Source organism: Hymenobacter sp. UV11 (genome assembly GCF_004684095.1).
Lineage (GTDB): Bacteria > Bacteroidota > Bacteroidia > Cytophagales > Hymenobacteraceae > Hymenobacter.
In genome coordinates, this window is the sequence record NZ_SRII01000010.1 from 152243 (window position 1) to 179238 (window position 26996).

Consider the following 26996-nt stretch of genomic DNA (forward strand, 5'->3'; position numbering starts at 1 on the left):
GTTTTCGTAGCTCAACTGCCAGCCTGGCGCGACGAGAAAATGCGCGCTGTCCTGCTAGCCGGCCCGGCGGGGGGTAGGCTTGCGCGGGGAGCCGGTGGTGGCGAGGGCTCGCGCCGGATTATCTTCCAGAAACTTACCCCAGCTTTTGCTGCCAGCCTTCACGTTGTTGCCCTGCTGGTAGTGGTGGCACAGGGCCACGGCCAGCGCATCGGTAGCGTCCAAAAACTTGGGGGCCTCCTCAATGGGCGGCAGTTCCAGGGTTTGGCGCAGCATGCGGGCCACCTGTTCCTTATCGGCCGAGCCCGAGCCCGTTACGGCCTGCTTGACCTTGGTGGGCGCGTACTCCACAAACGGAATATCGCGCGACAAGGCGGCGGCAATCGCTACCCCCTGCGCCCGGCCCAGCTTGAGCATACTCTGCACGTTCACGCCGTAGAAGGGCGCCTCAATAGCCAGCTCGTCGGGCAGGAACTCGTCAATCAGCTCCAGCATGCGGGTGAAAATCCGCTTTAGCTTTACGGCGTGATTCGTACCCAGGGCCTTCATATTAATGACGTCGTATTGCAACACCTTCACGTGCTGCCCGCGCACCTCAATGACGGCGTAGCCCATAATCTGGGTGCCGGGGTCGATGCCCATGATGACCTTCTCGGCCGGGGGCAGCCGTTGGAGGGGGGTAGGGGGCAAAGTGCGGGAAACGGCCATGTAGCCCAAAGTTACGCCCCCGCGCCCCCCGGCCGGCCCCGGCGGGGCCCGCGCTGGGTCACGCTGGCCAAAATCGGCGTCACGCTGCTCACGCTGGGGCTGCTCTACCACTCGGTGTTTGCCGCGCCCGACACGGCCGCCGCCTGGCGGCAGCTGCTGGCTACCACGCTCGGTGGCGCCGGCCGCGGGCCGGTGCTGCTGGCCCTGGCCCTGGTGCCCCTCAACTGGGGCCTGGAGGCCTGGAAATGGCAATTGCTGGCGCAGCACCTGGAGCCAGGCCACTCCTTTGGGCGCAGCCTGCGGGCGGTGCTGCTGGGCCTCACGCTAGGCTTTGCTACCCCCAACCGGGTGGGCGACTATGCTGCCCGCATTCTGGAGCTGCACTCGCGCCGCCGGCTCGATGCGGTGGGCGCCGTGTTTCTGGGTCGCTACGCGCAGCTGGTGGCCACGCTACTGGCGGGCGGGGCGGGCCTGCTCTACTTCTTGCTGAAATTTTACCTCGTGGGCTACCCGGCTGCGCAGGTGGGGGTAGGGCTGGCGGCTGGCCTGGGCGGCGCGCTGGTGCTGCTGCCGCTCTACCGCTCGCGCCTGCTGCTGGCGGCGCTGGCGCTGGTGCGGCCGCTACGGCGCTTCCGGCGCTACCTAGCCGTGATGCCCACCTATTCGGCCGCCGAGCTGCATGCGACGCTGGGCATTTCGGGGCTGCGCTACGCGGTGTTTTGCGGGCAGTTTTTGCTGCTGCTGAGCGCCTACGGGGTACGCGGGCCGCTGGGGCCGGCCGCCGCCGCCGTGGCCGGCACGTTCCTGTTTAAGTCGCTGGTGCCCTCGCTCAATGCCCTGGCCGATGTGGGCGTGCGCGAGCTGTCGGCCACGCACCTTTTTGGGCTGCTGGGCCAGCCGGCGCTGCCCGTGCTCAGCGCCAGCCTGAGCCTGTGGGTCATTAATATTGCGCTGCCCAGCGCGCTGGGTCTGCTGCTGCTGCCCGGCCTGCGGGTGCTGCGCGAGCGCCGCGCCCGGTGATGGTCGGCGTATGGCTATTGTTGCTACCGGCGCTATATGCCGCGGTGTGGGCGTGGCTGCGCGGGGGCACCTCACCCCCTAGCCCCCTCTCCAAAAGAGAGGGGGAACTAGCCTCTAATTCTAGTTTAGAACTAAAAACTAGTTCCCCCTCTCTTTTGGAGAGGGGGCTAGGGGGTGAGGTGTCGTTGGCGAACGACCTCCTTTTCTCCGTCCTCATCGCTGCCCGCGACGAGGCCGCCGCCCTGCCGCACCTGTTGCAAGCCCTGCAAAGCCAGTCCCTACCCCCTCATTCCTTCGAGGTCCTCATCGCCGACGACCACTCCACTGACGGCACCGCCGCGCTGGTCTTAGCCGCCGCCAAAAATGCCCTGTTTGCCCTGCGGCTCATCGCCCTACCCCCTGGCCACACCGGCAAGAAGGCCGCCCTCACCGCTGCCGAGGCCCAGGCCCGCGCCCCCTGGGTAGTTTGCACCGACGCCGACTGCCGCCCCGGCCCCGACTGGCTCCAAGCCTATACTGACCTCATTTACGCAGCTACTCAATTACCCATTCACTTCGTGAGCGGGCCGGTGCGGCTCACGCCGGGCGGGGCGTGGTTCGATGGGCTGCTGGGGCTGGAATTTGCCGGGCTGGGGGGGGTAGGAGCGGGCTGCATCGCCCGCGGTCGGCCCACCATGTGCAACGGCGCCAACCTGGCCTTCCGGCGCAGCACCTTCCGCGAAGTGGGCGGCTACCTCGACAATGCCGGCCTGGCCAGCGGCGACGACGAGTTTCTGCTCCACAAAATGCACCAGCGCTACCCGGCCGGCGTGCGCTTCCTGGCCGAAGACGGGGCCGTGGTAGACACGCCCGCGCCGGCCACGCTGCGGGCGCTGCTGCGGCAGCGCGTGCGCTGGGCCAGCAAATACCCGCACTACCGCACCGCCGCCCCGCGCCAGCTGGCGCTGCTGGTGCTGGGCACCAACCTGAGCCTCGCGGTGGGGGTAGGGCTGGCCCTGGCCCGGCCGGTGCTCTGGCCCTGGGTAGGGCTCGCCTGGGTCCTCAAGCTGGGCGCCGATGCCTGGCTGCTGTGGCCCACGCTGAGCCTGCTGAAGCGCCGCCGCTGGCTGGCCTGGCTGCTGCCCTTGCAACTGCTATATGCGCCCTACGCGCTGGCCGTGGGCCTGGCCGCCCGGCGCGGCAGCTACGCTTGGAAAGGTCGGCAGGTGCAGTAAAAAGCAGGCGTTGTTGGTGCGTGAATATTTCCTGAAAAGATAACTTTTTCAGCAAGCAAAAGGAGCGTGGAGTGGTTTTAACCTGGGTCTTTTCTCTTCACCTAATTCCTTCGCTGCCATGCGTACAAACTCCGCCAGCTTTGCCATTACCGTCGGTATGGGCCTCATTGTGCTGTTGATTGGTCTGATTGCCCTGAGTTCGCTCGGATTAATTGGGTTTGGAGGGGAGAATAATGCCGCAGTCACTACTACCGCAGGGCCTAGTGATGGGGCACCCACGCCCATTACGCCCGCGCCCACCGTAGCTGCATCACCGGCTATCGCGGCCGGCGATGCGCTTTTTAAAAGCAACTGTGCCCAGTGCCACGCCGTGCATGACAAAGTAGTAGGCCCGGCACTGGCGGGCATTACCAAGCGGCGCAGCATTTCGTGGCTTATGCCGTGGGTGAAAAACTCCAGTAAAGTCATCGCCAGCGGCGACGAGTATGCGGTTAAGCTGTTCAACGATAATGGCAAGCAGCAGATGCCTGCCTTCCCGCAGTTGTCCGACGAGAATATTCAGAATATCATGGCCTGGGTTACGGCCCAGGAAGGCCCGACTACTACGGGTGCCGTAGCCACCAACTAGCCCACGCTACTGCACGAGCACCAGCGCCGTGCTGCCCGGCACGGCCACGCCGGCCGCGCCCGCGCTCAGCGTTTCCAGCCCACTTTGCTTGATTTCCAACCCGCGCAGCACCACCTTGTAGCTGCCGGCCGGCACGGGCACGGCAGCCGGCTGGCGCCCGCCGTTGAACAAGACGGTAATCGTCTGCCAAACGTCGCCGCCGGCGTGGGCCTTCAGCTGGTAGCCGATGGTGCCGGGGGGTAGGCCGGGCAGGAATTCGAGGTGCTGCGCAATCAATTCCTGGGTGGGTAGGCGGAAGGCCGGGTGCGCCTTGCGCAGCGCCAGCAGCTGGCGGTAGAACGCGGCCACGGCCTGGTACTTCGCCTTGCGGCTCCAGTCGAGTTGGTTGATGCTGTCGGGCAGGTTATACGAATTGGATGAGCCTTTTTTGGTGCGCAAAAAGTCGTCGCCAATCGGCAAAAACGGCACGCCCTGCGACGTGAATACGATGGTGTTGCAGAGCGCATCCATCTTAATTAATTCCTCCTCGCTGGCCGTGGGGTTGGCGATTTTGAGCTTGTCCCACAGCGTGCGGTCGTCGTGGCAGGCCACGTAGGTGAGGGCCTGGCCGGGCTGGCTGGCCCAGGGCGCTTTGCTGTAATTAACTTTCTGGTAGTCAAGCTGCGGGTGCTGGGTAGCAGCCACGATGCCGAACTTCACGCTCTCCTCCAGGCCCGGCTGGCCGCCCACGAAACCCGCCTCCGCCTGATGCGCATAGTGGCCCTTCACACCGTCGCGCAGCTCATCGCCGAAGGCCGCTACGCGGCTGAGGCGCGGCATATTCGCCTTCACGGCGCGCTGGCTTTCGGGCAGGGGGCTGGCGCCGGCCGCCCAGCCTTCGCCATACACGAAAATGCCGTGGTCCTGCTGGTCCAAGGCCACGCGCACGGCCCGCATCGTCTCGATATCGAGCACGCCCATGAGGTCGAAGCGGAAGCCATCGACGTGGTAGGCGCGGGCCCAGTGGCTCACGGCCTCCACGATGAGCTTGCGCACCATGGGGCGCTCCGAGGCCACTTCGTTGCCGCAGGCGGTGGCGTTGGAAAGCTGGCCATCGGCAGTATGCCGGAAGTAATAGCCCGGCACCAGCTGTTCAAACGCGCTGCTGCCCGCATCGGCCACGTGGTTGAACACCACATCGGCCACCACGCCCAGCCGGTGCTGGTGCAGCGCCTGCACCAGCTGCCGAAACTCCCGAATGCGCACCGCCGGGTCGCGCGCATCGGTGGCGTACGAGCCCTCGGGCACAAAATAATTGAGCGGGTCATAGCCCCAGCTGTAGCGCGCCGAAGAGGGGGGTAGGGCTTCGTCAATCGCCGCGAAGTCGTTGACGGGCAGCAGGTGCACGTGCGTCACGCCCAGTTCCTGGATGTGCTGCAAGCCCGTGCTCACGCCCTGCGGGCCGGCGGTGCCGGTTTCGGTCAGGCCCAGGTACTGCTTTTTATGCTGAATGCCCGATTGCGGGTCAGCCGAAATATCGCGCACGCTCACCTCACCCACCACGATATCGGTGGGGTGGGGTAGGCGCGGGCGGCGGTCGTCGGCCCAGCCGGCGGGCGCCGTGGTGGCCGGGTCGAGCCAGGCGCCGCGGCGCCCGTTCACGCCCACGGCGCGCACGTAGGGGTCGGCCACTTCGGCCATTTCGTGGCCCGCTAGGGTGGCCTGCACGGTGTAGAAGCCGGTGGTGCCAGCCGGCAGCGCCAGCACCCAGGTGCCGCTGGGGCCGCGCTGCATGGCGTGGGTAGCGGTGGCCGCGCCGCCCATGCCGGCCGCGTACAGGCGCAGGCGCAGCGCCTCGGCGGTGGGCGCCCACACCCGCAGCGTGCCCTGGCCGGCGCGGTCAAACGTCAGCCCCAAATCGGGCCCCTGGTAGAAGGGGTACTGGCTGAGCGGGTAGCGGTCGGCATCGACGTAGGGCGCCGCGGAATTGGGGTTGGTCTTGGTCTTGATTTTCGTTTTGGTCTGGGCCAGGGCGGCGGGCATTATACTGGAAAACGCAAAAAGCAGGGGCAGCAAGCGACGAATCATGAAGGCAAAGTAAGTGGGGTGAGCAGGCCCAGTAAGCAACTCACGCAGGCTACAGTTTGCGGGACTAGTTTAGTGCCACCGTCATCCGAAGAAAACGGCCCGTTGGTCTAGAAAGCCTCGCCGCCGGCCGAACAAAGGGCCTGGTCGACTAAACCACAGGCAACCTTAGCCGTCGAAACGAGCATCCTCCCGTTGGTTACCAATTCCTTTTTGCCATGACCACCGTGCCCACGCCTGCCCCCTTCCGCCCGGAAGCCGATTTTCTGGAGCTGCGCTACCGCCCCGACGTGCAGCTGCTGGTGGCGCGCTGGCGCCGGCCTGTGTCGGCCGCCGAGCTGCGGCAGGGCTACCGCGCCACGCTGCAGCTGGCGCGCCAGGTCAACTGCCCGTTCTGGCAAGTCGATTTGCGCAGCCGCAACGCCCCCAACGCGGCCGACCGCCAGTGGCTAACCAACGAGTTTCTGGTCCGCGCCGCCCAGCGCCTGGCCGGCCCCGTGTGCCTGGGTTACCTGCTCTCGCCCAGGCTATTGTCCGAAATGGGCGGCCCCACGGCCAGCACCAATCAGGTCGCTTTTTTCGCCGAAGAAGGCCCGCTCACGGCTTGGCTCACGCAGTGCCAGCACTGCCACGAAGTGAGGGGGTAGGGCGCTGGTAGCGCTCCGTTTGTCATTGCGAGCGCAACGAAGTGGAGCGCGGCAATCTTTCCTGGTTGTTCGCTTCCCTAGGTTAGTAACTGATGTTACGCAGTTTTTTTCGCCCTCCGTGTGCGCCTCACTCCCTAGCCTCCTCTCCGAAAAGGAGAGGAGGAACTAGCTTTAGTTTAAAATTCTAAAAATCAGTAATTTACATTAAATTCTAAACTAGTACTAGTTCCTCCTCTCCTCTTCGGAGAGGGGGCTAGGGGGTGAGGCGCAAGATAGAACGACCCGCCTGCGCAACATCACTTAGTAACTCTAACGGGAAGGAAAGATTGCCGCACTCCACTTCGTTGCGCTCGCAATGACAACCGATATTTTGCTCACTGCTCACTGCTCACTGCTCACTGCTCACTGCTCACTGCTCACTGCTCCTACCCCGCCGCTGGCAGCGTAAACGTGAAGCAGCTGCCCGCGCCCGGCTGGCTCTCTACCCACAGCTGCCCGCCCTGCGCCGTAATAAATTCCCGCGAAATACTCAGCCCCAGCCCCGAGCTGCCCCGCGACTGCCCCGCTGGCCCCACTACCCCCCCAAACCGCTGGAAAATGCGCTGGTGAAACTCCTTCGCAATGCCCGGCCCCTCGTCCTCCACGCTCAGCTGCACCATCTCGCCCCACGGCACCGCCCGGATGGTGAGCGCCGCCCCATGCGGCGAGTAGCGGATGGCGTTGGACAGCAGATTGATTAAAACCCAGGTCGTTTTCTCCACGTCGGCCTGGGCGGGGGGTAGGGGCTCGGCCAGGTGCACGGCCAGGCGCAAATCCTTGTCGGTGAGCTGGGCGCGCACAATGTCGGTGGCGTAGCGCACCACTTCGCGTAGCGGCACGGGGGCCAGGTTGAGGCGAATATCCTTGCCCGCGTCGAGCCGCGCCACCTCAATGAGCTGGCCCACCATGCCCAGCAGCCGCTGCGTTTCGGCCCTGATGCCGCCCGCAATTTCCTGCCGCCGCCCGGCGTCGAGGCGCTCGTCCTGCATTAGCATCAGGCTCAGGTTAATGCTGGCCAGCGGCGTCTTCAGCTCGTGCGAAATCGTGGCCAGAAACTCCGACTTCACCTGGTCGAGATTTTTGAAAGCCGACACGTCGCGCAGGCAAAACACGTGGCCCGCCGGCACCGACCGCTTCAGCTCCTCGTTCACCTCCGTCACCTCGCTCACCGTGAGCTGGTAGTGTAGGTTTTCGCCGTGCGGCCGCACCATAAACACGGGCCCGGCGGGCCGCACCGCGTCGGCCTCCGCGGAGGGGGTAGGGCCGGCGGTGGGCGCGTTGAGGGCGCGCAGCCACTCGCGCAGCATCTCGTTGTGCTGGGCCACGGCGGCGGCGGGCTGGTCGAGCAATTCCTTGGCCGGCTGGCCCAGCAGCAGGCAGGCCACGGGGTTTATCAGGGCAATAATACCCTGGTGGTCAATGAGCAGCAAGCCCTCGTCGAGGCCGCGCACGAGGCTGTCGGTGCGGTTGCGTTGAGTAATTAATTCGGCCAGGGTGGCGCGGCGCTCGTCCTCGGCCTGGCGCAATACGCGGTTCACGGCGGCGGCCACCGAGCCTACCTCGTTGTTGCGCGTCACGGCCACGCGCGTCACGGGGCCAGGGGCGGCCACGCGCTCCACGTCGGCGGTGAGGCGCGTGAGTGGGCGCGTGACCAGCCGCGGCAGCCGCACCATCAGCACAATGCCCAGCAAGGTACTGATTAGCAAGAAAAAATACACCGCCCACTGCGCGGCCAGCGCGTTGGTTTGCTGCACGCTGGGCGTCTCGGTTTCGAGCCGGTGAATGGTTACAATCACGTAGCTGCCCAGGCTTAGCAGCAGCCCTAGCATGATGAAAACGCCCAGGCGAATTTGGGTTTTTAAGGACATAGCGCGGAGTAGATAGCCAGAGCAATGAAATAATTACGCAACCAGGGTAGCGCGTCCTTACTCCTCCAGCCCGTATTCCTGCAACTTCCGGTACAAGGTCGTGAGCCCGATGCCCAGCCTTTTGGCCACCTCGGGCTTGCTGCCTTGCAATTCCAACATCAGCCGCTTGATGTGCTTGGCTTCCAGCGCCCGCAGGCTGTCATCATCGCCCGCGAAAACCGGCCGCGCCCCACTCTGAAATTCCTCGGGCAGATATTCCAGCGCCAATAACTCGCCGGCCGGGGCCAGGATGGCGGCGCGCTCCAGCACGTTTTTGAGCTCGCGCACATTGCCCGGCCAGGGGTAGGCTTGCAGCGCGGCGATGGTGTCGGGCGCCAGGCCGGGCAGGCGCTTGGCCAGCCGGGCGGCGAAATGTTGCAGAAAAAACGCGGCCAGCACCGGCACATCGGTAGGCCGCTCGGCCAGCGAGGGCACCAGGATGGTGAACACCGAGAGCCGGTAGTACAAATCGGGCCGGAAGCGCCCCTCGGCGGCCTCCTGCTTGAGGTTGCGGTTGGTGGCCGCCACCAGCCGAATGTTCACGCTCGTGGGCTTGGTGTCGCCGAGCTTGGTAAACTGCTGCATCTCCAGCACCCGCAAAAACTTGGCCTGCACATTCAGTTCCAGCTCCCCGATTTCATCCAGAAACAGCGTGCCGCCAGTGGCTTCTTCCAGCAGGCCCTTTTTATCAGTAAGCGCCCCCGTGAAGGCCCCTTTCTTGTAGCCAAACAGCTCCGATTCCAGCAAATCCTTCGGAAAAGCGCTGCAATTGACGGCCACAAACGGCTTGCTTTTGCGGCTGCTGGCCTCGTGCAGCGCCTGCGCAAACAGCTCCTTGCCCGCGCCAGTGGGGCCTTCGAGCAGCACGGTGCTGTCGGTGGGCGCCACCTGCCGGGCCAGGTGCTGGGCGCGGCGCAGGGCCGGGGCCTCCCCAATCATGCTCTCAAAGCTGTGGCGCTGGCCCACGCGCTTTTCCAGCTCGGCCACCCGGCGCTGCAAGCGGGCCTTTTCGGCGGCGCGCTCCACCACTACCACCAATTGCTGCTCAAAATCGCCCTTGGTGAGGTAGTCAAACGCCCCCAGCTTCATGGCCTTCACCCCGTCGGGAATGGTGCCAAAGGCCGTGAGCAGCACCACCTCGGCCAGCGGCGCGGCGGCCCGGTAGCGGGGTAGCAGCTCCACGCCATGGCCGTCGGGCAGCTTCACGTCGCTTAGCACCACCAGCACCTCGTCGGCGTGCGCGGCCAGCAGCGCTAGGCCCCGGTAGGCGTCGGGGGCTTGCAGCATGGTGTAGCCTTCCAGCTCCAGCACCTGGGCCAGCAGCTGGCGCAAGCGCGCTTCGTCGTCGATGAGGAGCAGGGTTCCGGTGGGCATGGGGGGTAGGGCTGGCGCTAGGAATATCGGAGTAAACTTACAAGCTCCGCGAGCTGCCCGGCTAGCCTACCCCCGCCGAAGCCACCCGCTGGGCCGCTAGCAACCCCACCTTCGCCCACCACCTGCGCACCAGCGGCGGCCAGCTGCTTCATGTTCTCACCCAGCTAGAGAATATCTCCGGCGGCATCGGCGGCATCCGCGAGGCGCTAGGGCGGGAGTAGGGAGTATTGAAAAGTTACTGTAAGACTATATGGTTAATTTTCAGTGGGGAGCACGTACATTTAGCACGCCCATCATAAAAGCGCACCTTGTCATGATTCAGAAGATAGCTATTAAGAGATTCAAGAAGTTCAAGGAAATTGAAGTTGAGCTTGGGCCTTTCTCTATTCTGATGGGAGAAAATAGCTCTGGCAAAACGACGGTAATGCAAGCTATTAATCTATCACTTAATACTTTGTATAAGTACGATTATATTACTGTAGATTCTGCTGGACAAAATAAGGTGAGACAAAAAGGTGTAGGAATGACATCCATACCTGGAATGAGTCTTTCTGATAATAGAGACTTATTTTATGCTAAGGTTTCGCGGGGTAAAACTGAAGATGCATCTATCAACCAATGTGCTGTTATAGAACTCACGGATGAGAGAAGTAATATATTTAAGATGCAGATAAGAGAGAACTTCGGTTCTTTTAATATCAAATGTGTTTCCTCAGCATCCGATGTGCAAAATCATCCTGAAGTACATACTAAAGCTCCGTTATTTATTTCTGGTTTTATAGGTCTTAAATCTACAGAGGAACGAGTGTTTCCAATGGTGATACAGGATAAAATGCGTTCTGGAGATGTAAGTACTATTATTAGAAATCTAGTGCTTGATACCAAGGTTAATACCCCTGATGCGTTTGAAAGGCTAAAAAAAGATTGAAGAATGATTTTAATTTTCAGTTGGAAAAAGTTGAATTTGCTGAGCAAACCGATTTAAATGTTCTTACGCATTATTCTGAAATGTGTGATAAAAAGGAGCTGTCTTTAGACTTTATGTCTTCTGGTAGTGGATTTATGCAAATCCTTCAAATACTTACTCCTATTTACAGATTTTGCCCTGACTTCTCAAGCATAGTTCTTCTTGATGAACCTGATGCACATTTGCATCCGAATCTTCAAACAGCGTTGGCTAAGACGCTTCGTGATATACAAAAAGAACTAGGCATTCAAATTATTATTTCTACTCATTCTACTTCTATTATTCGTGCAGCAGAACCGAGTGAAGTAGTTCCTGTCTCTTCGCTTAGCGCTGTTAATAAAGCTTTGATAAATTCTGCGGAAGTAGAGAATAAAATTCTTGAAACTATAGATGCTTATGATTTAGGCAAATCAGTTATTAGCGGTCAATTAGTTTTTATAGAAGATAATAACACAAACGTATTGGAAAAATTCGACCAAGTTCTTGGTATCGGTACTCTAACAGGTGCTAATACAATACCAGTTATCAAGGGGCGTGGTAAAGATGATAAAGCACCATTTCAGCTCCATGAAATATTTGAAAATTTCTTAAAAAAGGAGGTGCAAATATCTGTTTTGAGAGACAGGGATGGTTTGACTAGCGACTGGGTGAATGAACTTGCTCAATATGCTAAGAAGAAAAAGGTTATTCTTCATGTATTAGAAAGGTATGAGATAGAAAATTACTTATTGTCCCCAGATTTAATTTTCAGAGCTATTAATAGATTTAGAGATTATAGTCATATTACGTCAGTGAGTGCAATTGAAGATAAGTTGCAGAAGTTTCTGGAAGATACAATTAAGTTAAGGTCTTATGGGTATGACGATACTCTTGAAGATAATATTTATAAAACCGCAGCTGTTCTAGGCAAAGACGAATTCAGAAACCAACAAACAACTAAAAGTGCAGCAAAAAAAATCTGCGCGCTTTATGAGTCTAGTACTGACTTTGAAGACCTAGTAATAAATGGGATGGGTAAAGAAGCTCTTAATAAACTTATGGGTTGGATAAATGGAGAATTAAAAATAAAATTTAATTACTCTGATATATTAAGTGTTGTTACGCCTGAAGACATACCTGAAGAAATTGTAACACTACTGACAAACCTTAGGTCTAAAGAGTCAAAGGCCACTGTTTAAGCAATACTAACGCCCGCCCCGCCAAACCTAGCGCGCCAGCTAGCGGTTGGAGGAAGCAACTGCCCGTTTCCGCGTGAAACGCCGGTTTTACCCTTCTCCAAACCAACCCACTACCTGCCCAATGGCTGAAGTGAAAGCCCTAGCTGCCAGTGCCGCCCACGGCCAGCTCGAACCGTTTAGCTACGACCCCGGCCCCCTGGGTGCCGAAGAAGTAGACATTGCCGTGGAGCACTGCGGCGTCTGCCACTCCAGCCTCTCGAATTAACTCCCCCGAATCTCTGCCTTTATCCCCTCCACAAACTGGGTAAATTCGGGTTCGGCCTCCACGTCGGGGTGCCAGGCCAGGCCGAGCTGGGCCAGGTTGTACTGGTGACGGGGGCTGATGGTGGCGCCGGGCAGCAGTTGGCCGGTGGCCGGGTCGCGCTCGGGGGCCAGCAGCCAGAGGCGGTCGGCGAGGGCGGCGGTAGTGGCAATGTCGTGGCTCACGATGAGCACGGTGTTCAGTTCATTCATCGTGGTCACTTCCAAAATGAGGCGCTTCACCTCGTCAATCATAGCCACGTCAAGGCCCGAAAACGGCTCATCGAGCAGGATAAGGTGCTCGGAGCACAGCAGTTGTTGCGCGATGGCCGCCCGCTGGCGCTGCCCGCCCGAGAGGTGGGCCGGATACTTGCGGGCGTGGGCCGTGAGGCCGAAGCGGGCGAGGTAGTCGGTGGTGCGAGCCTGGGCCTCGGCGGGGTCGTGCTTGCGGTGGGCGGCCAGCAGCAGGTTGTCGCGCAGCGTGAGGTGGTTGAAGAGGGGGTAGCGCTGCTGCACGTAGCCTACGGCGCCGGGCTGCACGGGCTGCTGGGCTTCGCCCACCCGCACGGTGCCGGTGCTGGGCGCCGCCAGCCCCGACAGCAGCCGGCACAGCACCGACTTGCCAATGCCCGAGCGCCCGTAGATGCCCACCACCTGCCCCTGGCTGATGCCGGGCCGGATAACGTCGAGCACCTGCACGTTGAGGTCGCGCAGAATAACCTCGCTGCCGAATTGCATCGACACGTCTTGCAGCGTGAGCAGCGGGTCTTTGTAGGAGTGGGGTAGGGCGGTCATGGTGAGTTATCGTTCAACGGTTCGCCTCACCCCCCGGCCCTCTCTCCGAAAAGGAGAAGGGGAGCCACGGCGGCGTGGTTGAAGCGGTGGGTTGAGTGATGTAAAAGACAGAAAAAATATTCGTCAGGCTCCCCCTCTCCTTTTCGGAGAGGGGGCCGGGGGGGAGGCGCCTGCGGAAGGCGAACTATTAAGTAGCCGCCCCCAGCCCCGCGTAAGGAAAAAACGACCTTCGCAGCGCCTCAAAGCCGTAGTCCTGGGCCACGCCCACGGCCAGAATGACCAGCTGAATGGCCACCACGCCGTCGAGGTGCAGGTAGCGGTTTTGCTTATAAAGCAAGAGCCCGATGCCGCCTTCCGACTGGTACAGCGTTTCGACCAGCGTGATGAGCGTCCAGATGATGGCGAAATTCTGGCGGACTACTTCGAGCATGTCGGCCAGCTTGCCGCGCACCACCACTTCCCAAAAGCTACCCCACTCGCCCAGGCCCAGGGTGCGGGCGTGGTCCAGCTCCTCCTGCGTGGTGCTGAGAATAACGCGCGTCATGCCCGTAACGAGGTACACCGTAGCCCCAAACACCAGCACCGAGAGCTTCACCTGGTGCCCCGAAGAGAGCAGCAGCGCCATAAAAAACGTGAGTCCGGTGAGGGTGAGGTAGCGCAGCTTGCTCGCCGCGAAGGCCAGCGGCCGGAAGAAGGGTAGGGCCGTGAGATAAGAGATAAACAGCGCCAAAACCGTGGCAATACCCAGCGCCTGGAAGGCCGTTAGCAGGCTGGCCCACAGCTCGGGCAGCAGCCCCTGGGTAGTAATAAGGTCGCCGAGGGCGCGAAATACGTCGCCAAGGCTGGGGAACAGCTGAAGCGGGAAAAACAGCCACAGCGCTAGTAAAGCCAGCACCTGGCCGGCCACCAGCGCGGCCAGCATGGCGCGGCGCGGGTGAGCGTTGGGGGTGAATAAGGTGTTCATGGTTTTATGGAAGAGTTGTTAAAAACCGTTTGTCATTGCGAGCGAAGCGCGGCAATCGCACCAGAACGATAGGCGAACGACCAGCGTGAGTTTCGTTCTAGTGCGATTGCTTCGCAGGCTCGCAATGACAGGAGGGCGGGTTAGGTCAATTCCCCAGCACCACCTCCACGCGGCGGTTCTGCGCCTTGCCGGCTTCCGTAGCGTTGGTGGCTACTGGCTCGGCGGCGCCGTGGGCGTACACCTGCACGCGGCCCTGCGGGAAGGCACTGGCGCTCTTGGTTTCGAGCCAGTGGGCCACGGCCTCGGCGCGGGCTTCGCTGAGCTGCTGGTTGGCAGTGGGGTTGCCGGTGTTGTCGGTGTAGCCGTGCACGGCCACTTTGAGGCGGCCGGCTACTACGAGGTCGTCGAAGAGCGTGCTCAGCTCGCGCTGGGCGGCGGGCGTGAAGGTGCTCTGGCCGGTGTTGAACTCGATGTTCCAGGCGCGCTTGCTCACGCTGCGGCGGATTTCGTCGTCGGCCGTGAACTGCTGAGTTTCAGCGGGGGCCAGGTTCTTGCCCTTGTACTGAGCTTGCAGCTTGCGCAGCAGGCTCAGGTCGAGCATGTTGGCCAGCGGCACGTAGCTCGGCAATTCCTTGGGGTAGAGCTTGCGCTGCACGTCGCCGAAGGTCTTGTACACGGCGGCGTAAATGTTGGTACCGCCGTTGTCGAGTCCAAACAACGTGAGGTTATCGCTGAAATTGAAGGCTTTGCTACCCCCCAATTCGACCACCTGGCCGGTGCGGTCGGCCTCGCTGGTGCCTTTGTAGTACTTCAGCCAGTAGGCGCCGGGCTTGTCCTGGTCGCCGTAGACCTGGGCCGAGATGTCGGCGGCGCGGGTCAGGGCTTCGGGGTGGCTTTTCACCTGGTCGCCGGCCACGGCGAAGGCGGTCATCAAACTCAGCACGGCCGGCTGGTGGGCGTCGTACCAGCGCTTGGTGGTCACCATGATGTTGGGCATCTGGTTCGAATAATCCTTGGTCGAAACGATGTTCACGAGGCCGCCTTTTTGCTTGGCAATGTTCACGTCGCCGGGCGTCCAGGTAGCCACGGCGTCGGCCACCACGTCCACTTTCACGCCGGTGCTGTGGCCGCTCACCACCTTGGTGCGCGATTCGGGCTTGCCCACGATATACTTCTCGGCGGCCACCAGGAAGTCGCTGGCGGCCATAAAGTTCACGGCTTCGGGGTCGTAGGTCGTTTCGTCGGGGTTCACTTTCAGGCCGTTGTCGGCGCACCATTTCAGGGCAATGTTCTGGTCGCCGTCGCGCAGGTAGCAGGCAATAGTTTTGCCGAGCGCCGCCTTGGGGTTGTCGAGCCATTCCTTCGGCCCCATCAGCTTGTCTTCGCCAAAGCTCTTACCCACCGAGTAGGGGATGACTTGCAGGCTGGTGCCGGCTTTCTCCAGTTGGCTTTGCATGGCCGAGAAGGCGGGTAGGCCGTCGCCCATGATGCTCACAATCAGGCCAGGCGTGTTGGGGTTGGCTTGCAGGTCGAGGGCATTTTTCACCAGGTCGGCCTGCATTTTCGATACGTCGTCCTGACGCACAATCTGCATGTCGATTTTATTGGCGGCCAGGGCCGAGCCCATGGTGGTGCGGGCGCCGCCGTTGGCGAGCATCCCGGCCATCTGCGAGTTCCAGGCCATCACTTCCCATACCACAGGCACGCCGTTTTCGGCGGGGGCTGTGCCGGGCAGCGGGGCCAGCGGCACCACCAGCGTGGCGCGGCTGCCGCTGGGTGCCGCCGGCAGCTCAATCGAGCTAAGCAGCACCGACTGCGTATCGGCTTTCTGGAAGATTTTATTGCTGGCAATCAGCTTATTGATGCCAAAGTACAGCAGGGCAAACACGATTGCGCCGAGTACGATTTTACCACGAGTTGTCATTGTTAGTAGCGCGGACTTTTAGTCTGCGGGTGAATAAGTTGTTGAAAAAGATGGGGGAATGCGCGGCCGGGTGAACCTCACCCCCTGACCCCCTCTCCCGTGGAGAGGGGGCACCGGCCATGCGCGAACGACACTTTGGCGTCAGGCTCCCCCTCTCCACGGGAGAGGGAGCAGGGGGTGAGGTGCCCCGGTTGGGTCGGCGGTCGGCTATAGCAGCACCGCCACGAGCAGCAGCGCCAGGCAGCCACTAATCAAGCAGGCTAGAATAGGCATCATCGGAGCGTTTTTTAGTGGCGGCTACGGACGTAGCAACCGGGGTTTTATCGGTGGTTAGCAGCGCGTTGAAGTCGCCTTTCTGGTAGCGGTCGAGCAGGCGCTGGCCCTTCTCGCTCATCACGCCGTTCTGGATGTCCATCTCCTTCACGAACTCCTGCGAGTAGCGCATGGCCTGCTTGATTTGGCCAAGCTGCTGGGCCATGTCCTGGGCCACGCGGTCGGTGGCCAGGTCGAAGAAGTACTTCTTGTCGGGGTCACCGCGCAGGATGTTCATGGCGGCGCGCATGCCCGAGCTGGTGCGTTTCACGAGCTCGTATTCGTCTTTCAGCAGGCCCACTTTGAACTTGCTACCGTCAATCTGGCGCAGGGCGGCTTTCAGAATCTGGCGCATCACCACGCTCACGTTGGCCGTGGTAGTGGCCATCGGCTGCAGGCGCTGGTTGTAGTCCAGAATTTGGGCGGCGCGGCTGGCGTAGGCTTCGGCGGCGTCCTTTTCGTTTTGGCGGGTGGCCGAGTCGGCCAGGGCTAGGTACTCCTTCATCTGCTGGTCGTTGGCGGCGAGCTTGCGCTTCACCAGCTCGTGGGCGCCCTCGATGTGGCCGATTTCGCCCTCCATCTGGCGGGCCTCCTTCTCGGTATTCGAGATATAGTCCTCCATGATGCCGATGGGGTCGGTGTTGACGAAAATGCCCGCCAGCGTGCGCAGCACGCGTTGCCCGGCGTACCAGAGCCCGGTCTGAATGCGCTTGTTCGTCGCCAGCAAAAACAGCACGAACAGCGCCCCCAGCCCGATGCCCAGCTTCACGCTATTGAACACGATGTCAACGAGGTAGGGCACGATTTTGCCCCAGTAGTACACGCCGGCACCGGCGCCGGCCGCCAGCACCACCCAGCCAGCTACCTTTTCGGGTTGCTGCCACTTGGGCAGGGTAGAGGCGAGGTCATTGGAAAGCAAGGTTTTCATGGCTCAGAAAGGGGGTTTAGTTATTTGATTAAAAAGGATTTAGTGGCTTGTTGGTGGGCTTGCAGCTCGGCCACGGCGGCCGCGTGGGCCAGCTCGTAGCTGGCGAGCGCGGCCTGGGCCTTGGTGGCTTCCTGGTGCAGCTGCTGCTGGGTGTCGGTCAGCTGCTGGCTCTTCTCAGTGAGTTGCTGGGTGAGGGCCGCCACGTCGGCTTGCAGCTGGGCTTCTTGGTTGCGGAGCTGGGCCAGGGCGCCGGGCTTGCCTTGCAGCGGCACCGTGTCGCCCATTTTTTCGCGGTGGCGCTCCTGAATTCGGGCGCGGTCGTCGGCCAACTTCTGGGCCAGCGCATCGGCCGAGGTGAGGAGGGTAGGGAGGTCGGTGCCCGTCACGGCCGCGAAGGCGTTGAAGGCCGTTTGGTAGAGCAGCGGGCCGCTGAGGCCGCTGGCGGCCAGGCTTTTCACCATCTTGGTGAAGGCCCCGAAATCGCGGCCGTCGCCGGCCAGCAATTGGGCAATGTGGTCGAGGTGGCGCTGCTCGGGCTGGGTGCTGCCGGGCGGTAAGCCTGTGAGTGGGGGGGTAGGGATGGCCAGCGGCACGGCCACGCGCGGGGCGGCAGCGGCCGGGGCTTCGCCGTCGGGCTCGACGAAGAAGTCTTTGGCGGCTTTCGCCAGGTTATCGAGAATGGCCATGTCGGTGTGGGCTAGTAGGTGAGGGATGTGTACCTAATGCCAAGACCAGTGCCGATTCAGAAAAAGTGAAAGATTATTTTATATAAAAATCAGTTAATCAGGATGATGAATAAAAAATCCCGCCCGGCGCAAGGCCGAGCGGGGAACTGTTTTTTTCAAAATGGAAAGCAGTTTTTGCTAAAAAGGCAAATTGCTTGGGTACTTCACGCAGTTCAGGCTCCCATTATTTAGTACCTGCTCGTGCGGTTGGGAAGGCGCGCACTGACGCCGCACCAGCGTACAGCACCTCACAACCACTGTAGAAGTTGGGATAGCCCTGCCGCAAAGAAGGCGGTAGCAAGCCAGGCTACCCAAGTAGCAGCCGAAACCTTGGCAAAAAGCGAGAACCCCCCAACCACCCTCTGCTGCGTTGGCTAGCAACTCGCACCTCACCTTTTTGCGCATAATGTTTGGCTGTATACCAAGGTTTTGACCTGTTCTTTCCTGTCAATTTTATCATATTATAGTGCCAAAATCAGCCAAACTTGCTCAATATCCGTTTAGGCAGCCACATACGGAGTGCTAATTTCATCCTCGTCGCTGACTGAGTACGTAAGTAGTTTTTAGCACCAATTGAATAGCAGCTGCGAAAAATAGCCTCACGAGAGTGGCTAGCGCTTCTTTTCTGCTTCTGCCACATAGTGAACAGTTTACTTGTTTTTTTTACCTTTTTTCCCCTGTCTTATGAGATATTTTTCTCCTAAAACATTGCTTTTTGGACTCGGCCTGTTAGCCGCTGCATCCACTGCCAACGCCCAGACGGCGGACCGCAAAACGGCCATTGGCTTGCACGCAAACGCCACGCAGTACCGCGGCGACCTGGGCAACAACTTCTTCGAGTTCAAGAACATGCCCTACAGCGGGGGCATCGACATCAACCGCTACATTGGCAAGGTGCTTGACATCAAGCTAGACCTGGACTATACCCGCCTGCGCAGCCCTGCTGAGGAGGACAAGTTCAACAGCGCTGGTCGTCGCTTTAGGGCGCAGACCTACGGTGCCGGCCTGGGCTTCAAGATTAAAGCGCCCATCAACGATAACTTCTTTCTGCACCCCTACGTGTTGATTGAGCCGGGCTTTGCCTGGGTAGCGACGGACCGCTACGCTACGCCTACCTCGGGCAACAACTTCACCCGCTTCGGCACGTTCACCGGCCAGATTGGCGGTGGCCTGGACTTCCACCTGGGCGAGTCGGCTATCCTGTTTCTACAGGCCAGCCAGTCGTACATGCAAACCAGCGATGCTCGCCTCGATGGGGTAGACAACAACGCAACGACATTCTGGGATAAGAAGGACCGCTACCTGACTTTCTCGGCTGGCCTGCGTGCCAACCTAGGCAAGGCCAAGGATGCGGACGGCGATGGCGTATCGGATAAAAAGGATAAATGCCCCGGCACCCCAACCGGCGTGAAGGTGGACGTGAACGGCTGCCCGATTGACACCGACGGTGACGGTGTAGCTGACTACCAGGACAAGTGCCCCGACGTGAAAGGCCTGGCCGCCCTGCAAGGCTGCCCCGATGCTGACGGCGACGGTGTAGCCGATGCCGACGACAAGTGCCCCAACACCCCGGCCGGCGTGCGCGTCGATGCCTCGGGTTGCCCGCTTGATACCGACGGTGACGGTGTAGCCGATTACCAAGATAAGTGCTCCGATACCCCGGCTGGCGTAAAAGTGGACGCCACTGGCTGCCCGCTCGACCGCGACGGCGACGGTGTGCCCGACTTCCAGGACCGCTGCCCCGACCGTGCCGGCCCCGCCAGCAACAAAGGCTGCCCCGAGATTAAGGCAGAAGCCAAGAAAATCCTCAACGAGGCCACGAAATACATCAACTTCGACTTCAATAAGGCTACGCTGAAATCTTCGTCGTACTCGAAGCTGGACCAGATGGTGCAGATTATGAATGACTACCCGGACTACAGCCTCAGCATTGCCGGCCACACCGACAGCAAAGGCGCCGACGACTACAACCTGCGCCTGAGCTACGAGCGTGCCGCTTCGGCCCGTAAGTACCTGCTCGATAAGGGTATCTCGGCCGACCGCATCGAGGCCCGTGGCTACGGCGAAACCAAGCCGATTGCCAGCAACACCACGGCTGCCGGCCAGGCCCTGAACCGCCGCGTAGACTTCGACCCCTACCTGACGGGCGAAACCAACGCGGCCGAAGCCAAGTATGGCGCTGCCCCGAGCATCTCGGAAATCCGCTCGGCAGGTGAGAAGCTGCCCGGCAAGAAGACGACTGGCACGGGTGCTCCCCGCAGCCGCAAGTCGCCGATGAAGAAGGCCCCTGCTCGCAAGAAGTAAGCGCCCCTAGCTGCAAAGCTGAGTTAATAGGCAGCCCGCTCCACCTTGGAGCGGGCTGCTTTTTTTATGGGGGGTAGGGAAGGGCTCGCTACCCGATGAATGGAACTATCGCTTCCCATAAAGCAACAGGGCTTACGCAGTTGGGTGGATACTGCAGTTGCCAGCTCCGGTCCGGCGGCGGAGCCGGCCGACCGGTTGACGTATGCGCCGCATGGCCAGTCGTGCAGTCCTTGCTCCCACGACAACTGGTCGGCCAGCGGAGCCGTCGGACCGGAGCCCGTACCCGGACTTGAAAATCGCGCTAAGTGATAAATCTGATTCTAACCGACCCTCAGCTGCCTAAGTCCTGACCCAAAAAATCCCGCCCGGCGCGAGGCCAAACGGGAGGTTGTTTCAGTCAAAATGAAAAGTCGCTTTTGCTAAAAGGGCGAAGGATGGGCCTACCTAGCCGGGGTTGAAGTGGTAGCGCAGGCTCAAAGTCGAGGTGCTTTGCAGGCGGTTGATGTAATAATCTCGATGCGTCAGTGGCAGGTCAAGCGTGAAGTCATACGCAGCCTCTAGCCGCGAAACCAGCCGGTAGCGCAGCCCAATGCCCAGGCTCAGCGACGGCTGCGTGTAAGTATCCGGGCTTTCATAAGCCGTGACGACCGGCACGGCCTGGTCGTGCGTAGTCTGGGTGCCGGTGTTGCGGTAACGGGCATACTCAAACTTGGCCCCCCCCAGCACATCGGCCTGAAAGCGGTGGGTAGGCTTGCGCGTGAGCCCGTAGCGGGCCAGCAGCGTGGTGGTGGTGCTGCGCTCCTGGTAGGTGCCGGCATAATCTACCCCCGTGACCGGCGGCGACGGGTAGGAAGAGCCATAAAAAAGCGAGTAAGCGTAGCTGTTGCTGTTGCCGCTGTAGGCCAGGCCCAGCTGCACCGCCAAGCGCGGCCGCAGCTGGTAGCCCACCACCCCCTGCACCGGAACGCGCGCCTGCCCGTACCAGCCACCCAAATTCTGATTGGTGCTGCTATACACGCCTACCCCCCCGTAGAAGTGGGGCGCCGCCGGCAGCGCAGTAGTTTGCGCGTGGCTGGCCAGCGGCAACCCGCCTAACAGGCTGGCGGCCAGGTAAAGTAAGGTTTTCATACTTGAAAGAGAATTATAGAAGTGCTGCAAGTAAGTAGCTTTTAGGCGGCTAAACGTTGCAGGCTGCTGCACCGCCCGCAAAAAAACCAACAGCCGACCCGCGCGCGGGGCCTACCCCCACGCCCCCAGCAAACGCCGAATCAAAATGATTTCGCCCACGTGGTACGCGGCATGGTCGCCTATCAGCAGCGCCTCGCGGAAGACGTGCTGGCCGTCGCCGTGGGGTAGGGGCTTGAAAAGGTCGGTAGCCGGGTCGTTCAGTAGGTCAATAAACTGCTGCTGGTCGGCGGCGATAGCGTGCAGGGCGGCCTGCCAGCCGGCCTCGTCCACGGCCAGCGCTTTGTCGGGCCAGTAGGCGGCGGGCCATTCGGGTGCCACGTACTTAGGGTTCAGGCAAAACTCCAGAATATCGGCCTGCGCGATGCGGATGTGCTCCACGAGCTGCCAAATGGTGTAGGGCACTGCCGGCACTGCCTGGTTGCGCAGCGGTGCGGGCAGGTCGGCCACGGCCTGCTCGAAGGTAGCGTGGGCGTTGCCGCCGGCCAGCAGGGCGGTGAGCTCGGCCACGAGGGCTTGTCGGGTTTGGGCGTCCATGAGGGGGGTAGGGAAGGGGGTAGGCGGTGAAGGCGCACGCGGGCGTCGGGTCGTGGGTAAAATGGTTTTGCCGGGCTGGCGGGCTGGCTTTTACAAGTCTTCCAGCAGCCCCAGCCGGCCGGCAAATACGCGCCCTACTTGCAGGGCGTGCTGCTTGGCGGTTTCGGCCGTAGGCCCGGCAAAGTGCGCGTCCACGGTTTCCAGAAATAGCTCCAGCCACCGCTCAAAGTGCTCCAGCCCCAGGGGCAGCGGAAAGTGCTTGCGCATGGGAAAGCCCTGGTAGCGGCTGGTGCCCAGCAAGATACCGCTCCAAAAGTCATAGAGCTGCGGCAGGTGGTGGCTGAAATCGACGTGCGCGAAGTCGATAAAAACGGGCGCCAGCAGCGGGTCGGCGAGCGCGCGCTCGTAGAAGCTGTCAACCAGGGTTTTGATGTCGGCTTCGGTGGTAATGTCGGGCATGGGAGGTAAAACGGAGTGGTACTCCGTTTGGCGCAAGGTAAGTACGAGCGGAAATGGAGTACCACTCCGTTTTACATTTGAAGCTACTGATGAATGACCCCGACATCCGCGCCCGGCTTTACCCCTTGCTGCTGGGCGGCGTGCACATCGACGAGCTGCCCACCGGCAGCACCCGCGCCGATGTGGTGCATATCACCGAGCACTTCATGCACGGCTACGAGGTGAAGGGCGACGGCGACACCCTGCAGCGCGTCGAAAACCAGCTGCGCTGCTACGCTGAGGTCTACGACTTCGTCACGTTTGTGGTCACCGAAAAGCACCTGGCCAAGCTGCTGCCGCGCCTGCCCGCCTGGGTGGGCGTTCTGGTGGCCGCGCCCGACAGCCCTACCCTGCGCGTGCACCGCGAGGCCGGCTACAACGCCACCGTGCAGCACGCCCCGCTGGCCGGCCTGCTGTGGGTGGAGGAAATAAAGCAGTACCTGCTGAGCCTGGGCCTGGCCGGCGCCAGTACCCTGCGCCAGCGCGAGGTGGCGCAGTTTCTGCGCACCACGCACACGGTGCCGCTCTCGGGCCTGGCGCAGTACGTGCGGGCCCGCCTCATGGCCCGGCTGCCCGAACGCCTGCTGCTGCGCGAGGAGCGCCGGGCCGAGCGCGAGCGGCTGGCCGCCGCGCGGGCGCGGCGCCTCAAAAAGCCCCGGCGCAAGTAGTAACCTCGACGTTTTTCCGCGCCCGTCGCCTTAACTTTCCAGTCGATTGTGCGCTGATTATATTTTTATGCAAGAAGACAAGCTTTCATCAGTCCCTACCCTGCCCCGGCTGCCCAAAGCCCCTACCGGCATCGACGGCCTCGATGAGATAACCGAAGGCGGCCTGCCGCTGGGTCGCCCCACGCTGGTGTGCGGCAGCGCGGGCTGCGGTAAAACGCTGCTGGCCATCGAGTTTCTAGTGCGCGGCATCGAGCAGTACGGCGAGCCGGGTGTGCTCATGACTTTTGAGGAAACGGCCGACGAGCTGGCCGCCAACGTGGCCTCGCTGGGCTTCGACCTGCCGCGGCTGGAGGCCGACAAGATGCTGCGCCTCGACCACGTGCACCTCGACCGCTCCGAAATTGCGCAGGCCGGGGCCTATGACCTCGACGGGCTATTTATTCGGCTGGGGCACGCCATTGATACCATCGGGGCCAAGCGCGTGGTGCTCGATACCATCGAGGCGCTGTTCATGGGCTTTCCGGATGAGGCAGTGCTGCGGGCCGAAATCCGCCGGCTGTTTCGCTGGCTCAAAGACAAGGGCGTGACCACCATCATCACAGCCGAGCGCGGCGATGGCACGCTCACCCGGCAGGGCCTGGAAGAGTACGTGTCGGACTGCGTGATTTTGCTCGACAACCGCGTTATCGACCAGATAACCACCCGCCGGCTGCGCATTGTGAAATACCGCGGCAGCACCCACGGCACCAATGAATACCCCTACCTCATCAGCGAAGCCGGCATCTCGGTGCTACCCGTCACCTCGCTCAAGCTGGAGCATAAGGTGTCGGACGAGATACTCTCGTCGGGCGTGCCGAGCCTCGACGAGATGTTTGCACGCCGGGGCTGGTACCGGGGCAGCAGTGTGCTGCTCACGGGCACGGCCGGCACCGCCAAAACCACGCTGGCCGCCTCCTTTGCCGCCGAAACCTGCCGGCGCGGCGAGCGCTGCCTGTACTTCGCCTTCGAAGAGTCGCCGGCCCAGCTCATTCGCAACATGCGCGCGGTGGGCATCGATTTGCAGCCGTACATCGACCAGGGCCTGCTGTATATCGAGGCCTCGCGGCCCACGCTCAACGGCCTGGAGCGCCATCTCGTGACGCTGCACCAGCTCGTGCGCGACTACCAGCCGCGGGCCGTGGTCATCGACCCCATTAGCAACCTGGTGTCGGTGGGCAGCGTGGCCGAGGTGCGCAGTATGCTCACGCGCATGATTGACTTCTTGAAAATCAGCAATATCACGGCCCTGTTTACGGCCCTCGTTAACGGCCGGCACGGGCAGCTGGAATTAACGGAGGAAGGCGTGTCGTCCTTGGTCGATACCTGGATTTCGGTGCGCGACCTGGAGGGCATCGGCGAGCGCAACCGGGGCCTGAGCATCCTGAAAGCCCGCGGCATGGCGCACTCCAACCAGGTGCGCGAGTTTTTGATAACCGACCACGGCGTGCAGCTGCTCGATGTGGTGATTGGGCCGGCCGGCATCATCACGGGCGCCGCCCGCCTCACCCAGCAAATTCAGGAAGAAGCCCAGCGCGTGGTGCGCCAGCACGAGGCCGACCGCCGCGACCGCGAGCTGGAGCGCAAGCGCCGGATGCTGGAAGCTACCATTGCCAACCTGCGCACCGAGTTTGAGTCGGTAGAGGAGGAGCTGCGCAAAGTGAGCGACGAGGAGCAGGGCCGCCTGGCGGCCCTGCGCGAGGGCCGCGTCTCGCTGGCCGCCAACAATAGCCCAGGTTATTTGGCGCCTTCACCCAACACGCAGCCTTAACCGCCGTATGCGAGTAGCTATGAGGAGGAATTTGAGGGACGAAAATCTCCTGCTGCTGCTTGCGGCCCAGCCCTGGGCGCTGGCCGGGCCAAGCGTGGTACGAAAAATGCCGGGCACCCGCGCACGGTCGTGGCTGGGCTTGCGCACCAGGCCCACGCCAGGGTGGCTTGTGGCGTGCGCCTCCAGCTTCATTAGGCCGTGCCCATGAGCCCTACCCCCCCCGCCGTGCCCGAAGCGCCTGCCTACGAACTAGACCTCTACGTGACCGGGGCCACGCCCAACTCGACGCGGGCCCTGCGCCACATCAGGGAAATTTGCGAACAGTATATACCAGGGCAGTACACCCTGCGTATCATTGACCTCTACCAGCAGCCCGAGCTGGCGCAGCAGGCCCAGATAGTGGCCGCGCCCACGCTGGTGCGTCGCCAACCCCTACCCCTGCGCCGGCTGGTAGGTGACCTTTCTAACCGGGAGGTCGTACTAGCAGTATTGGGCTTGGATGACCTGCCGCCCTACCCCCTCCCATGAGCCCCACTGCCGCCGACCTGGTCCGCGAAAATGAAGAGCTGCGCCAGCAGCTGCGCGAAGCCGAAGAACTGCTAACGGCTATGCGCACCGGCGCTATCGACGTGCTGTCGGTGCCGGGGGCCGATGGGCCGCGCCTCTTCACGCTGGAAAGTGCCGACCTGGGCTACCGCACCCTAGTAGAGCAAATGAGCGAAGGCGCGGTGCTGCTCGCGGCCGATGGCGTGGTGCTTTACTGCAATGCCGCGCTGACTACCGCGCTGGGCTGCCCTTCCACCGATATTTTGGGGCACGCCTTCACCGACTTTATTCCGGCCCGGTACCAGGCCTACTGGGCCGAGCTGTGGCAGCGGGGCTGGGCCACGCAAGCGCGGGGCGAGCTGCCGCTGCAAAATTGCCAGGATGGGGCCCTGCGGCCATTTTTGGTGTCGATGAACGTGCTGCCGTTTGGCGGCGAGCCTACGCTGGCGGTGCTGCTGGCCGACATGTCGGCGCGGCAGGAAATTTCCTCCATTCGCTCAGTGGTAGCCAAGCAAAACGCACTGCTCGACCGCAAAAACGAGGAGCTGGTGCGCCAGCAGGCGGCCCGCCGGACCGTGGAGCAAGCCGCCGCCGAAGTAAGCCGCGTGCTCGAAGGCATTCCGCAAATAGCCTGGACGGCCGACCTCAAGGGCCAAAGCACCTTCTTCAACCGCCGGTGGCTCGACTACATGGGGGAGCGCAGCTTCTCCAATGCAACCATCAAAAGCCGCGTTCACCCCGACGATTTTGGGCCCGCCCTGCATAAGTGGCAGCACTCCCTGCGCACGTTCGAGCCGTTTGAAGTAGAGTGTCGCTTTCGCAACCAGGCCGGCGACTACCGCTGGATGCTGGGCCGCGCCCTACCCTCGCGCAATGAGCAGGGCGAAGTAGTGCAGTGGATTGGCACCTACACCGACATTCATGCGCACAAGCTGGCCCAGGAGCGGGTGGCCCAGGCCCAGCGCCTGCTGCGCGATAACAACGACGAGCTGACCCGCGTGAACGTGGACCTCGATAGCTTTATCTACACCGCTTCGCACGATCTGAAAGGCCCGATTACCAACATCGAAGGTCTGCTGCAAGCCTTGGCCGACGAGCTACCCATTGAGGCCCGGCAGCGTCCGCCGGTCAATGATATTCTGGCTATGCTTACTAAGTCGGTCGAACGCTTTCAGCGCACCATCGGGCAGCTCAGCGACGTGGCCAAGCTGCAGCGCGAGCATGGTCTGGCGGCCGTGCAGGTGCCGCTGGCGCCCGTGGTGCAAGGCGTGGCGCTCGACCTGGCCCCGCTGGTGCGGGCGGCAGGTGCGCAGCTCGACCTTGCCCTCGACGACCAGGTGGCCGTGCACTTTCTCGAGAAAAACCTGCGTAGCGTGGCCTACAACCTGCTCAGCAACGCCCTCAAGTACCGCGACCCCGGCCGCCCGGCCCAGGTGAGCCTGCGCGCCTACCCCGAGGGCCAGTACGTGCGCCTAACCGTGCAAGACAATGGCCTGGGCATCGACGCGGCGGGCCAGCGCCGGCTGTTTGGCCTGTTTGAGCGCCTGCACGACCACGTGGAGGGCAGCGGCATTGGCCTGTTTATGGTAAAGAAGATGGTGGAAAATGCCGGCGGCCGCATCTCGGTAGCCAGCGAGCCGGGCGTGGGGTCCACCTTCACGGTGCTGCTGCCGAAGTAGCGGGCGTGCCTGCCTTGGGCTACCAAGGGCCATCAGCTTCTGCGTCTTCTGCGCAAGCCTCCGCGCCTTCTGCGGGCTAAA

Annotated in this window: 24 protein-coding genes; 12 read left to right on the forward strand and 12 right to left on the reverse strand. The window is 61.6% G+C overall.

What is annotated here, in order from left to right; translation table 11 throughout:
* Positions 1-54: 54 nt before the first annotated feature.
* Positions 55-705 carry a crossover junction endodeoxyribonuclease RuvC gene (gene ruvC, locus E4631_RS19020; protein ID WP_133659467.1) on the reverse strand — a complete coding sequence of 217 codons (651 nt, stop codon included), beginning with the start codon at positions 703-705 and terminating at the stop codon, positions 55-57.
* Here ruvC and E4631_RS19025 point away from each other — a divergent pair.
* The 3 genes from E4631_RS19025 (at position 667) to E4631_RS19040 (ending at position 3567) form a co-directional block, all read left to right on the forward strand.
* On the forward strand, positions 667-1725 hold the full coding sequence (locus E4631_RS19025; RefSeq protein WP_166648230.1) for a lysylphosphatidylglycerol synthase transmembrane domain-containing protein: 1059 nt from the start codon (positions 667-669) through the stop codon (positions 1723-1725). The genes ruvC and E4631_RS19025 overlap by 39 nt on opposite strands.
* A 155-nt stretch (positions 1726-1880) precedes the next feature.
* Positions 1881-2939 (forward strand): glycosyltransferase, encoded by a 1059-nt coding sequence (locus E4631_RS19035; RefSeq protein WP_133659470.1) that lies wholly within the window; start codon positions 1881-1883, stop codon positions 2937-2939.
* 118 nt (positions 2940-3057) lie between these two features.
* Positions 3058-3567: a c-type cytochrome gene (locus tag E4631_RS19040; protein ID WP_240735076.1), complete on the forward strand. Its 510-nt coding sequence runs from the start codon at positions 3058-3060 to the stop codon at positions 3565-3567.
* Positions 3568-3573: 6 nt separating this feature from the next.
* On the opposite strand, the gene pulA is transcribed toward E4631_RS19040, so the two are convergent.
* On the reverse strand, positions 3574-5634 hold the full coding sequence (gene pulA, locus E4631_RS19045; protein ID WP_133659471.1) for a type I pullulanase: 2061 nt from the start codon (positions 5632-5634) through the stop codon (positions 3574-3576).
* Between the two features lie 215 nt (positions 5635-5849).
* Between pulA and E4631_RS19050 the strand changes: the two genes are divergently transcribed.
* On the forward strand, positions 5850-6278 hold the full coding sequence (locus E4631_RS19050; protein ID WP_133659472.1) for a hypothetical protein: 429 nt from the start codon (positions 5850-5852) through the stop codon (positions 6276-6278).
* Positions 6279-6703: 425 nt separating this feature from the next.
* Here E4631_RS19050 and E4631_RS19055 read toward each other — a convergent pair whose 3' ends face one another.
* Positions 6704-8185, reverse strand: coding sequence for an ATP-binding protein (locus E4631_RS19055; protein WP_133659473.1), 1482 nt, complete (start codon positions 8183-8185; stop codon positions 6704-6706).
* A 57-nt stretch (positions 8186-8242) separates the two neighbouring features.
* On the reverse strand, positions 8243-9598 hold the full coding sequence (locus E4631_RS19060; RefSeq protein ID WP_133659474.1) for a sigma-54 dependent transcriptional regulator: 1356 nt from the start codon (positions 9596-9598) through the stop codon (positions 8243-8245).
* Positions 9599-9911: 313 nt separating this feature from the next.
* Here E4631_RS19060 and E4631_RS19065 point away from each other — a divergent pair, with 313 nt between their 5' ends.
* The 3 genes from E4631_RS19065 to E4631_RS19075 all read left to right on the forward strand — a co-directional run bounded on the left by E4631_RS19065 (position 9912) and on the right by E4631_RS19075 (position 12008).
* Positions 9912-10526, forward strand: coding sequence for an AAA family ATPase (locus tag E4631_RS19065; RefSeq protein ID WP_166648231.1), 615 nt, complete (start codon positions 9912-9914; stop codon positions 10524-10526).
* A 20-nt stretch (positions 10527-10546) separates the two neighbouring features.
* Positions 10547-11743 carry an AAA family ATPase gene (locus E4631_RS19070; RefSeq protein WP_166648232.1) on the forward strand — a complete coding sequence of 399 codons (1197 nt, stop codon included), beginning with the start codon at positions 10547-10549 and terminating at the stop codon, positions 11741-11743.
* 121 nt (positions 11744-11864) lie between these two features.
* Positions 11865-12008, forward strand: a complete 144-nt coding sequence (locus tag E4631_RS19075; protein WP_174805473.1) for a hypothetical protein — start codon at positions 11865-11867, stop codon at positions 12006-12008.
* On the opposite strand, the gene E4631_RS19080 is transcribed toward E4631_RS19075, so the two are convergent.
* The 5 genes from E4631_RS19080 to E4631_RS19100 all read right to left on the reverse strand — a co-directional run bounded on the left by E4631_RS19080 (position 12005) and on the right by E4631_RS19100 (position 17652).
* Positions 12005-12838 carry an ATP-binding cassette domain-containing protein gene (locus E4631_RS19080; protein ID WP_133659477.1) on the reverse strand — a complete coding sequence of 278 codons (834 nt, stop codon included), beginning with the start codon at positions 12836-12838 and terminating at the stop codon, positions 12005-12007. The genes E4631_RS19075 and E4631_RS19080 overlap by 4 nt on opposite strands.
* A 187-nt stretch (positions 12839-13025) precedes the next feature.
* Complete coding sequence (locus E4631_RS19085) at positions 13026-13802, reverse strand: ABC transporter permease (RefSeq protein ID WP_133659478.1); 777 nt, start codon at positions 13800-13802, stop codon at positions 13026-13028.
* Positions 13803-13947: 145 nt separating this feature from the next.
* Complete coding sequence (locus tag E4631_RS19090; RefSeq protein ID WP_133659479.1) at positions 13948-15726, reverse strand: OmpA family protein; 1779 nt, start codon at positions 15724-15726, stop codon at positions 13948-13950.
* 247 nt (positions 15727-15973) lie between these two features.
* Positions 15974-16966: a hypothetical protein gene (locus tag E4631_RS19095; RefSeq protein WP_133659480.1), complete on the reverse strand. Its 993-nt coding sequence runs from the start codon at positions 16964-16966 to the stop codon at positions 15974-15976.
* A 20-nt stretch (positions 16967-16986) separates the two neighbouring features.
* Complete coding sequence (locus E4631_RS19100) at positions 16987-17652, reverse strand: hypothetical protein (protein ID WP_133659481.1); 666 nt, start codon at positions 17650-17652, stop codon at positions 16987-16989.
* A 723-nt stretch (positions 17653-18375) separates the two neighbouring features.
* Here E4631_RS19100 and E4631_RS26970 point away from each other — a divergent pair.
* Positions 18376-19995, forward strand: coding sequence for an OmpA family protein (locus E4631_RS26970; RefSeq protein ID WP_135318624.1), 1620 nt, complete (start codon positions 18376-18378; stop codon positions 19993-19995).
* Positions 19996-20439: 444 nt separating this feature from the next.
* Here the strand turns inward: E4631_RS26970 and E4631_RS19110 are convergent, their stop codons facing one another.
* The 3 genes from E4631_RS19110 to E4631_RS19120 all read right to left on the reverse strand — a co-directional run bounded on the left by E4631_RS19110 (position 20440) and on the right by E4631_RS19120 (position 22176).
* Complete coding sequence (locus E4631_RS19110; RefSeq protein WP_133656217.1) at positions 20440-21123, reverse strand: outer membrane beta-barrel protein; 684 nt, start codon at positions 21121-21123, stop codon at positions 20440-20442.
* 111 nt (positions 21124-21234) lie between these two features.
* Entirely contained in the window at positions 21235-21717 is a 483-nt protein-coding gene (locus tag E4631_RS19115; RefSeq protein ID WP_133656216.1) for a DinB family protein, read from the reverse strand.
* Between the two features lie 90 nt (positions 21718-21807).
* Complete coding sequence (locus E4631_RS19120) at positions 21808-22176, reverse strand: group III truncated hemoglobin (protein ID WP_133656215.1); 369 nt, start codon at positions 22174-22176, stop codon at positions 21808-21810.
* A gap of 89 nt (positions 22177-22265) precedes the next feature.
* On the opposite strand from E4631_RS19120, the gene E4631_RS19125 reads away from it, so the two are divergent.
* The 4 genes from E4631_RS19125 to E4631_RS19140 all read left to right on the forward strand — a co-directional run bounded on the left by E4631_RS19125 (position 22266) and on the right by E4631_RS19140 (position 26915).
* The gene (locus tag E4631_RS19125; protein ID WP_133656214.1) at positions 22266-22883 is read left to right on the forward strand and encodes a sce7726 family protein; all 618 of its coding nucleotides are present in this window, start codon (positions 22266-22268) and stop codon (positions 22881-22883) included.
* A 67-nt stretch (positions 22884-22950) separates the two neighbouring features.
* Positions 22951-24690 (forward strand): circadian clock protein KaiC, encoded by a 1740-nt coding sequence (gene kaiC / locus E4631_RS19130; RefSeq protein ID WP_133656213.1) that lies wholly within the window; start codon positions 22951-22953, stop codon positions 24688-24690.
* A gap of 204 nt (positions 24691-24894) precedes the next feature.
* On the forward strand, positions 24895-25218 hold the full coding sequence (locus tag E4631_RS19135; protein ID WP_133656212.1) for a circadian clock KaiB family protein: 324 nt from the start codon (positions 24895-24897) through the stop codon (positions 25216-25218).
* Positions 25215-26915 carry an ATP-binding protein gene (locus tag E4631_RS19140; protein ID WP_133656211.1) on the forward strand — a complete coding sequence of 567 codons (1701 nt, stop codon included), beginning with the start codon at positions 25215-25217 and terminating at the stop codon, positions 26913-26915. Before E4631_RS19135 ends, E4631_RS19140 begins: the two co-directional genes overlap by 4 nt.
* The last annotated feature ends 81 nt before the right edge of the window (positions 26916-26996 follow it).

What these genes read in the sequence shown, in the direction of transcription:
- pulA (WP_133659471.1), bottom strand. Translation starts at nt 5,634, where the DNA reads ATGATTCGTCGCTTGCTGCCCCTGCTTTTTGCGTTTTCCAGTATAATG.
- ruvC (WP_133659467.1), bottom strand. Translation starts at nt 705, where the DNA reads ATGGCCGTTTCCCGCACTTTGCCCCCTACCCCCCTCCAACGGCTGCCC.
- E4631_RS19140 (WP_133656211.1), top strand. Translation starts at nt 25,215, where the DNA reads ATGAGCCCCACTGCCGCCGACCTGGTCCGCGAAAATGAAGAGCTGCGC.
- kaiC (WP_133656213.1), top strand. Translation starts at nt 22,951, where the DNA reads ATGCAAGAAGACAAGCTTTCATCAGTCCCTACCCTGCCCCGGCTGCCC.
- E4631_RS19055 (WP_133659473.1), bottom strand. Translation starts at nt 8,185, where the DNA reads ATGTCCTTAAAAACCCAAATTCGCCTGGGCGTTTTCATCATGCTAGGG.
- E4631_RS19100 (WP_133659481.1), bottom strand. Translation starts at nt 17,652, where the DNA reads ATGGCCATTCTCGATAACCTGGCGAAAGCCGCCAAAGACTTCTTCGTC.
- E4631_RS19085 (WP_133659478.1), bottom strand. Translation starts at nt 13,802, where the DNA reads ATGAACACCTTATTCACCCCCAACGCTCACCCGCGCCGCGCCATGCTG.
- E4631_RS19135 (WP_133656212.1), top strand. Translation starts at nt 24,895, where the DNA reads ATGAGCCCTACCCCCCCCGCCGTGCCCGAAGCGCCTGCCTACGAACTA.
- E4631_RS26970 (WP_135318624.1), top strand. Translation starts at nt 18,376, where the DNA reads ATGAGATATTTTTCTCCTAAAACATTGCTTTTTGGACTCGGCCTGTTA.
- E4631_RS19125 (WP_133656214.1), top strand. Translation starts at nt 22,266, where the DNA reads ATGAATGACCCCGACATCCGCGCCCGGCTTTACCCCTTGCTGCTGGGC.
- E4631_RS19075 (WP_174805473.1), top strand. Translation starts at nt 11,865, where the DNA reads ATGGCTGAAGTGAAAGCCCTAGCTGCCAGTGCCGCCCACGGCCAGCTC.
- E4631_RS19060 (WP_133659474.1), bottom strand. Translation starts at nt 9,598, where the DNA reads ATGCCCACCGGAACCCTGCTCCTCATCGACGACGAAGCGCGCTTGCGC.
- E4631_RS19095 (WP_133659480.1), bottom strand. Translation starts at nt 16,966, where the DNA reads ATGAAAACCTTGCTTTCCAATGACCTCGCCTCTACCCTGCCCAAGTGG.
- E4631_RS19050 (WP_133659472.1), top strand. Translation starts at nt 5,850, where the DNA reads ATGACCACCGTGCCCACGCCTGCCCCCTTCCGCCCGGAAGCCGATTTT.
- E4631_RS19090 (WP_133659479.1), bottom strand. Translation starts at nt 15,726, where the DNA reads ATGACAACTCGTGGTAAAATCGTACTCGGCGCAATCGTGTTTGCCCTG.
- E4631_RS19110 (WP_133656217.1), bottom strand. Translation starts at nt 21,123, where the DNA reads ATGAAAACCTTACTTTACCTGGCCGCCAGCCTGTTAGGCGGGTTGCCG.
- E4631_RS19040 (WP_240735076.1), top strand. Translation starts at nt 3,058, where the DNA reads ATGCGTACAAACTCCGCCAGCTTTGCCATTACCGTCGGTATGGGCCTC.
- E4631_RS19115 (WP_133656216.1), bottom strand. Translation starts at nt 21,717, where the DNA reads ATGGACGCCCAAACCCGACAAGCCCTCGTGGCCGAGCTCACCGCCCTG.
- E4631_RS19065 (WP_166648231.1), top strand. Translation starts at nt 9,912, where the DNA reads ATGATTCAGAAGATAGCTATTAAGAGATTCAAGAAGTTCAAGGAAATT.
- E4631_RS19120 (WP_133656215.1), bottom strand. Translation starts at nt 22,176, where the DNA reads ATGCCCGACATTACCACCGAAGCCGACATCAAAACCCTGGTTGACAGC.
- E4631_RS19080 (WP_133659477.1), bottom strand. Translation starts at nt 12,838, where the DNA reads ATGACCGCCCTACCCCACTCCTACAAAGACCCGCTGCTCACGCTGCAA.